General features: G+C 44.5%; 7 protein-coding genes. All 7 read right to left on the bottom strand.

Translation table 11 applies throughout. The features are described 5' to 3' along the window. Positions 1 to 5 precede the first annotated feature (5 nt). A complete protein-coding gene (locus CLI64_RS29450) occupies positions 6 to 584 on the bottom strand; it encodes an HMA2 domain-containing protein (RefSeq protein ID WP_103140520.1) in 579 nt (192 codons plus the stop codon). Between the two features lie 327 nt (positions 585 to 911). Continuing rightward, on the bottom strand, positions 912 to 1,217 hold the full coding sequence (locus CLI64_RS29455; protein WP_374703953.1) for a DUF5132 domain-containing protein: 306 nt from the start codon (positions 1,215 to 1,217) through the stop codon (positions 912 to 914). Positions 1,218 to 1,296: 79 nt separating this feature from the next. Beyond that, positions 1,297 to 3,621, bottom strand: a complete 2,325-nt coding sequence (locus CLI64_RS29460; RefSeq protein WP_103140522.1) for a heavy metal translocating P-type ATPase — start codon at positions 3,619 to 3,621, stop codon at positions 1,297 to 1,299. A gap of 172 nt (positions 3,622 to 3,793) precedes the next feature. Beyond that, positions 3,794 to 4,126, bottom strand: coding sequence for a hypothetical protein (locus CLI64_RS31060; RefSeq protein WP_157943336.1), 333 nt, complete (start codon positions 4,124 to 4,126; stop codon positions 3,794 to 3,796). Between the two features lie 81 nt (positions 4,127 to 4,207). Further along, positions 4,208 to 5,353 (bottom strand): HMA2 domain-containing protein, encoded by a 1,146-nt coding sequence (locus tag CLI64_RS29465; RefSeq protein ID WP_103140523.1) that lies wholly within the window; start codon positions 5,351 to 5,353, stop codon positions 4,208 to 4,210. A gap of 93 nt (positions 5,354 to 5,446) precedes the next feature. Next, complete coding sequence (gene def / locus CLI64_RS29470; RefSeq protein WP_103140524.1) at positions 5,447 to 5,980, bottom strand: peptide deformylase; 534 nt, start codon at positions 5,978 to 5,980, stop codon at positions 5,447 to 5,449. A gap of 123 nt (positions 5,981 to 6,103) precedes the next feature. After that, the gene (locus tag CLI64_RS29475; protein ID WP_103140525.1) at positions 6,104 to 7,357 is read right to left on the bottom strand and encodes an HhoA/HhoB/HtrA family serine endopeptidase; all 1,254 of its coding nucleotides are present in this window, start codon (positions 7,355 to 7,357) and stop codon (positions 6,104 to 6,106) included. Between the last annotated feature and the right edge of the window lie 168 nt (positions 7,358 to 7,525).

Below are 7,525 nucleotides of genomic sequence, written 5' to 3' on the forward strand. Positions count from 1 at the left end.
AATCCCTATTCCTGACTAGATTTTGGTGGTGTGATGCCATGCAGTTTAATAAAACTATCGAAGGAGTACCAAGCTAATACGTACCAAGGAATAATTTCTAACTGCAAGCCTTTAATGATTAACTGTCTCACCGCCAAAATACTTAGTCCTAACGGAAACAGAAAACGAATATCTACTGCGCCATCTGTGGCTTGTTTAACTCGTTTATTTAAATCCACAACTGCACTAGCTACGGTTGTGGCTGCTTCGGTGTTACCTTCTGCAACTTCGCCAAAAATTACGCCTAAGTCTTCTAGTGTTGCTAAGACATCTTCCCAGCTACTATCTGTAGCATCATGCTTAATTACAATACTGCCATGCTGAAGATTGGTGCGTACTTCTTGGACATTGGATTTACTTTTTAATGTGTTGGCAATATGTTGCATGGTGTCTGCTTGACGGTGAGCATGACTAATTCTCAACCTCAATCTGCCTGGGGTATCACTGATGATTTTAGTAGATATGGGTGTGGATGATTGATTGCAATTGGTGTGGTTTTCAACTGCTGGCATTGTAGTGAGATTTCCATGACTATTGGTTAACATCAAATCACCCTCTGAAAAAATATAAGTATATGTAGTAGCGTGGCAATTTTATATAGTTCTTGTGGTATTTTGGACGGGCTAGAAGCCCATCCTACAGGAGATTTTTTATCTAAAATTTTAGGTGTGTCAGTCTGATAGGGTGTGTTAGGCGTAAGCCGTAACTCACCCACAGGATGAGGCTACACATCTACAGTATTGATTCACGAATCAATTAGGAATCTTCTAGTAGCGAGGAAAAGCACCTTTATTGATTACCTATGATCATGAATTGTGTAGTATGAGTAATTAATAATTAGCATTACCAATTACTAATTACTCGTTAGTAATCTACACGCTATTATCGGACGCAGTATCAATGCTATTAGCGGCAGGTTCAAAAGCTGGGACTTCTTTTGCTTCTGCGAGTTCAGCTTTAGCTTCTGCAACTATGTCTTCCCAAGTTTCGCCGAGTTCAGCAAAAGCACCTTTGCTTTTTTCATAAGCCACGATTCCGCCTTTGATGATTGATTTGGCGATGGGTTTACCCACACCTGCAATTACAGGAAGTAAAACAGGAGCTAGTAAGACTGCGCCAATACCAGCAATGATTCCTGGCGCGCCTGCTTCTTCTACAAAGTCGGTGATTTTAGGCATAATTCATTCCTCCGAATCTATTGAAATGGAAAATCTGATTTTGAAAGCCTTCTAGCTTAATCTTGCTAGATTTAGCATCTCATCTCCCTGATGGCAGAGTTTTCTTGGCTGGATGTTTGAGGACTGGACGTAACCCGTTGACTCCAGCGACTATGGTTGAGCCATTGTTAATTACTGTTGCGGCTAAGGGGTTCAATCCAAATAACACAGCCATAACTAATGCTCCCAAGTTAGGTATAGCAACAATACCAGTGTTTTGCCGAATTAGTTGCTTGGCTTGACGAGCGATCGCGATCGCTTCTAACAATCCATGCAAGTTATTCTCCATCAACACTACGTCTGCTGTTTCACGGGCAATTTCTGAACCGTGGGCAAAGGATACAGAAACATCTGCATAGGCTAAAGCTGGGGAATCGTTAATCCCATCCCCTACAAATGCCACTGTTTTACCTTGTTCGTGCAGTTGACGGACTACTGTGGCTTTTTGTTCTGGAAAGGCTTCTGCGTGGGTGTGGCTGGGAGCAATTCCCAATTCGGCTGCAACAGCCTGGGCGGTGCGTTTGTTATCTCCGGTTAACATATGCACCTCTACACCTTCTACATTCATTAGTTGGGAGATGACTTCCCGGCTTTCTGGGCGAAGCACATCACTATATCTTATTCTACCCTGAAGTCGCCCATTACTAGCAACATAAATTACAGAGGTGGCTTTCTGCCCGTTGCCGTTGAGTACCTCCATGTCAATTTCTTGTTGCCGTAAAAATCTCTCGCTACCTACATAAACCATCTCACCGTCGATTTCTGCTTTCACGCCCAAGCCCAGTTTATAATCCCACTTGCTACGGCTGGGAATCACGACTTTCTGGGCTTCGGCGTAGCGAATGACGGCTTCGGCTACGGGGTGAGTAAGACGTTGTTCGGCGGCGGCGGCAATGGCTAAGATGCGATCGCCTGATATTTCTGGATTAAAGCTATCTACCGCAATTACCGAAACTTCTCCTTGGGTGAGTGTGCCTGTTTTATCAAAGACGATGGTATCAATTTCTGCTAGTTGTTCTAGGGCGCGACCACTACGGATGAGAATCCCTTGACGGGCGGCGTTACTCAAGGCTGCTAAAACTGTGGTGGGAATGGAGACGCGAATCCCCGTACACAAGTCGAGGGTGAGAATACTTGCGACTCTGGCGGTGTTGCGGGTGAGGGCAAACACTAACATACTGAGTAACAGTGTCGGCACAACCGCGATTTCAGCAACTTTAATCGCGTGGTTTTCCATACGCGTATCATGGACAGGAGCTTCCTGCATGAGTTTAATGCTCTGTCCGGCGCGGGTGTCACTACCTACCCGTTCCGCCAAGATGTAAACCTGTCCTTCTCTGACTAAAGTGGAGGCAAATACAGACTGTCCTTTGATTTTCAAAATCGGTACGGATTCGCCCGTTAATTTCTGTTCATCAAGCAGGACTTTACCTTTAATAATGCTGCCATCTACGGGGATTTGTTCCCCAGGATAAACGATGACTGTATCTCCTGGATGGACTTGCTGAATGGGGATTTGCACCTTTTCTCCATTGCGTTCTACCCAAACAAACTGTCCTAGGGAATTGAGCAAATCTAGGGTTTGCATTTTGGAGGAACGAGCGGTGCGATCGCGGATATTTTCGCCAATTTCAATTAAACTCAACATTAAGGACGGTGTGAGAAACTGACCTTGGACGGTGGTCATGGCGATCGCAATAAAGTCCAAAAAGTCGATAGTAAGTTTGCGTTGGGTGACAATTCCGGTTAAGGCTCTCTTGAATACTGGTAATGTAGCTAAGGCAATTGTCCCCGCCGTCAAAAACGATGGGATCGCTACTCCTAAAGGCCCGCCTAAAATCGCTAATCCTGTAGCTAAAACCGATAGTTGCATTCCTGGCCAGGAAGCTTCTTCTTGCTCCTCTGGGGTGGCTAATGATTGTTTAGTGTTGATGGGGACAATTCCAGGATCACCAGCTGCCACAATCAGACAACTGAGACGCGATCGCATTTTAGCTTCAGCAACGGCATTGTGTTTATAGACCACAACCAAAGAAGCCGCCGCCGGCTGAATGCGAGTTTTCGTAATTAGAGTATCAGCTTCTAACAAAGCTACTAGCCGCTTGGCGTAATCTGTATCGTAGCGCAACCTAGGTACACGCCAGCGTAATCTCCCTGGCACTGCATGAACAACACTATGGGTAACTGGCGCAATCTGCTTTGGGGATACAACTTGAAGCGGGTTTGCAACTATTGAGCCATTGAATTGGTTTTGTGTCTGATAGGCAGTTATGGAAGTTACAGCTACTTCTTCCGCCTGCTTCTCTACAACTTCTAGAGACTGATGCACAGGAGGTGACGCTAGTTGTACGGTTGTTTGTGCCATTGATAGATCCTTGATGCGGTAGATAAACTTGGTGTTTCGTGGTCTCTTGCGGAAAAAAAGGCGATTAATACCCCTAGGCAAAAAAAGTTTTGCCCCTGATTCTCAGCATTAACCCCCATCTCCTCAAGACGGACATAAATGCAGATTTATGATTTTTGAAAATGCTGTGGTTTTAGACAGCGATCCCCGTTGACGGTATGCTAAAACATCCCAAATTTGTTTGTGGGATGGGCATCTTACCCGTTATCTGCTCTTGGTTGAGCCAGATACTCACCGGACAAGATGGATAATTTATTTGCGGGAAAGTCTTAAATGTAGATTGCTGATCGTTGGCTGTTATTTGCTGTATATCTACCGCCACTGAACTAGTCAGTTTGAGGTAATTCCGAGCTAGCAGGCTGAACAGGCGTTGTAGATATTGCGGTATATGGAATTTTCTATAATGTGTGCAGTGCTGTTTCCTCGGTCGCGGTACAGTATCGGACGCTGACGCGGAATCTTCCATTTTTAATCCTCCAAATATTTCTAAAGACGAACAAAAGTAATAAACAATCGCTTTGGTGATTTGCCGGCGACTTTTGACTGTTTACAGTGGTAAATTCGCCATAAAATTCAAAGAATAAGACAATGCTGAATATTTCATTTCAGCCCACCAACTGGATATATAGACTGTTTGCTTGGCTGTGGTGGTGATATTCTCTGGCTCAGTCATCTGTTGAGTCACTACTGGTTCAGATGTAGCTGGCGTTGACTGTGGTGCTGGTGGGGAAACTTGGGCGGGAGTTGTCTCTAGGGCTGATTCCATGAGACTTATCCAACGAGATACAGCTATTTCTGCGTTAGCTTTGTAGGCTATAGCAATTGATGCTGCATTGTTATTGATGCGTACGCTCTCGACTACAGGATCAGCTTGCAACAGCTTTTCTAATCTCCGACCGTAGGCGCGATCGCGGGTCAATATTGGTATATGAAACCTAATTCTTCCAGGTATTTGATGTATTACACTATAGGTCACTTTTGCTGACCACTTCACCGATTCTCTATCTTTTTTAACGATGACAGGTTGATTGGAAGCAGGAGAGCAGGTTTTTGACACTGCTGCTGTATCATCCTGAGTGATACTTTCACCGCTTAATTTATCAACTAGGCGTGGTTTTAAATAATCAATTACCCTCCGCGCGGCATCGGCGGTAATCATATAGACGGGAATCGAGGCTAAACCACTAATCCCTAATCTGCTGGTGACGGCTAAACCCGCCATTAAAGGAATGAACGATATAGTCTGTTCTTGCCAAAATTCCGCCGATTTCCAAGCCGCAAAGGGGTCGGATATAGGGGAGTCTGGAGTTATTTGAATATTCAGCTGTTGCAATATCCCCAACATTTGCGACAGCGATATTTGTTGCTCATCAAAGCTCACTAACAAGCTGCTGGTGCGCTCATTGATAGTCACTTCTTTGACGGCTGGATACTGTCGTAAGTATGGGACGATGTTTTCACAGTCGGAGCTAAAACTATCGTCAGTCGCTTTGATGCGTATGCGCCCCTTTGTTGCGTGTACAACTTGCATACTAGTAGCAGAAAGTATTAATTGTGGCTCTCTCACCACTTTACTGCTATTCGTATTCACTTTTGATTGATCGCTGTGACGCTGATTTAAGGTTAAGTCAGGGAATCTTGGCAGATACGAATGCGGTCTTAACCTTTCGCGACTAATAACAGTTTGTGCCATTTATTCGATAGCTACACCCAGCTTGAGGTTAACAATAGGTTAAGTATACATTAAAAATTCTTGTTGGGTATCATTCTTAAGAATCTTTTTTGCTTATGTATACTGGGCTACATTTTTTTGGTATTCTTCTTCTGTGACAATATCGAGAGTAGATTCTATGCGGTCAAGAAAAACCAGTCCATTGAGATGGTCGTATTCGTGTTGAAATATACGCGCTACAAAATCAGTGAGTTCTAGAGTTTGTAATTTGCCGTAACGGTCGGTATATTCGACTTGAATTTTTTGATACCGAGGAACTAAACCTCTAACCCCTGGAACACTGAGACAACCTTCCCAACCTTTAACAATCTCAGTTGAGTGAGCCACTATCTTGGGATTGATCATGGGTGTTGGGGGCATTTCTGGCGCATGGGGATATCTGGGATTAGGACGAGAAGCCACAATAAATAATTGCACTGATTCCGCAACTTGTGGTGCAGCAATGCCGACACCATTAGCGTTGGTAGCAGTAGTAATTAAATCATCAATTAATTTTTGAATACGTGCATCGTGAACATTTTGCACCTCAACCGCTTGCTGACGTAAAGTGGAATCGCCTAATGTGATGATGGGTAATGATTCAGACATAATCAGTGTAAAATGCAAAAATTTTAGGTATTGGGCATGGAAGAGGAATTGGGGCAGGGAGCAGGGTGCAGGGGAGAGAAAAATTTCCCCCTTGCTCCCTGCACCCTGCCCTCTACCTCTGGTTTACCCTTCTCTCTGTACGGGTAAAGGTGCTGGTTTGACTGCTAGTTGTTCGGTTTTTCCTTGCCGTTCTACCTGAATTTGCAGGGGACTACCGATTTGACTTTCTTCTACTAGTTTTTGTACTTGTTCTACTGTGGTGACTGGTTGATTATTGATGCGTTGGATGACATCTCCGGCTCTGAGTCCTGCACTGGCGGCGGGGGAACGTGGGGCAATTCTCACTAAGAGAACACCTTTATCAGATGTAATGTTAACGCGATCGCCAAATCTATCATTAATTCTTTCTCGGATTTGCGGTGTCAGCGTTACCATCTGCACACCCAAGTAAGGATGATCTACTCTACCCTTAGCAATTAATTCTTGGGAAATCTTCTCTACTGTTTTAATGGGAATGGCAAATCCCAAACCTTGCGCGCCGCGAATAATTGCTGTGTTCATGCCAATTACTTGACCATTGGCGTTCAGTAGCGGGCCACCGGAGTTTCCTGGATTAATGGCTGCATCTGTTTGTAAGTAGTCCACACGCTTATCACTAGCACCAATATCACTGCTAGAGCGACCAGTCGCACTAATAATTCCCGAAGTCACAGTATTATTCAAACCCAAGGGATTACCAATGGCAATGACGGGTTGTCCTGGTTGTAAGGAGTCTGAGTTACCTAAAGCGACTGTGGGTAAGTTATTGGCATCAATTTGAATCACAGCCACATCTGTTACAGGGTCTTCACCCAAAACTTTGCCATCAAAGGTTCTACCATCTTTGAGGGTGACTGTCACCTGGTCAGCACCATCGACCACATGAGCATTAGTTAAAATCTGACCGGATTTACTAATAATAAATCCCGAACCGCTACCCCGTTCGACCCGTTGTCTTGGTTGTGAGGGAATATTTTCACCAAAAAAGCGACGGAAAAACGGATCATTAAATTCGTCGGGAACACGAGATGTCACAGTTCTAGCAGAATCAATCCGCACGACTGCACCTCCCACCCTCTGCACAACTTTCACCACAAAGTTAGGATCACCAGAAGATGCGATGATTGGCGGTGGTGCAGCTTCTGGAGTTGGTTCTGTGGCAGTTTGGGCAGCAATTTGGGCTTGGGAATCATTGGGTTGGGTTTGTATTGTCCGACTAGGTAACAGGGAACAGCCACCCAAAGATACTAGTGCGACCCCACCAAAAAGCATTAACTTTAGACTGTTAATTCTTCTTTGTGCAAACAAACTGCGAATATTGTACTCTCGTGTTTTCATGTGTCTTTTTGTCTCCGTGTTGGTCTGGGGGTGCTAGGATCTTGCCTAATTGGTGTTGCCCAAGATGATTACAACTCAAAAGCTACTTTCAGGTCTAAAGCATTTACAGACGAGATTAATGTTGCTGATATCTTCTATTGTGACGATTAGCGGCAAAGGTGGTAAATG

The organism is Nostoc sp. CENA543, from assembly GCF_002896875.1.
Lineage (GTDB): Bacteria > Cyanobacteriota > Cyanobacteriia > Cyanobacteriales > Nostocaceae > Trichormus.

Bases quoted from the DNA above. Each gene is read 5' to 3' on its own strand.
- CLI64_RS29460 (WP_103140522.1), bottom strand. From the start codon at position 3,621: ATGGCACAAACAACCGTACAACTAGCGTCACCTCCTGTGCATCAGTCT.
- CLI64_RS29450 (WP_103140520.1), bottom strand. From the start codon at position 584: ATGTTAACCAATAGTCATGGAAATCTCACTACAATGCCAGCAGTTGAA.
- CLI64_RS29465 (WP_103140523.1), bottom strand. From the start codon at position 5,353: ATGGCACAAACTGTTATTAGTCGCGAAAGGTTAAGACCGCATTCGTAT.
- CLI64_RS29455 (WP_374703953.1), bottom strand. From the start codon at position 1,217: ATGCCTAAAATCACCGACTTTGTAGAAGAAGCAGGCGCGCCAGGAATC.
- CLI64_RS31060 (WP_157943336.1), bottom strand. From the start codon at position 4,126: ATGGAAGATTCCGCGTCAGCGTCCGATACTGTACCGCGACCGAGGAAA.
- def (WP_103140524.1), bottom strand. From the start codon at position 5,980: ATGTCTGAATCATTACCCATCATCACATTAGGCGATTCCACTTTACGT.
- CLI64_RS29475 (WP_103140525.1), bottom strand. From the start codon at position 7,357: ATGAAAACACGAGAGTACAATATTCGCAGTTTGTTTGCACAAAGAAGA.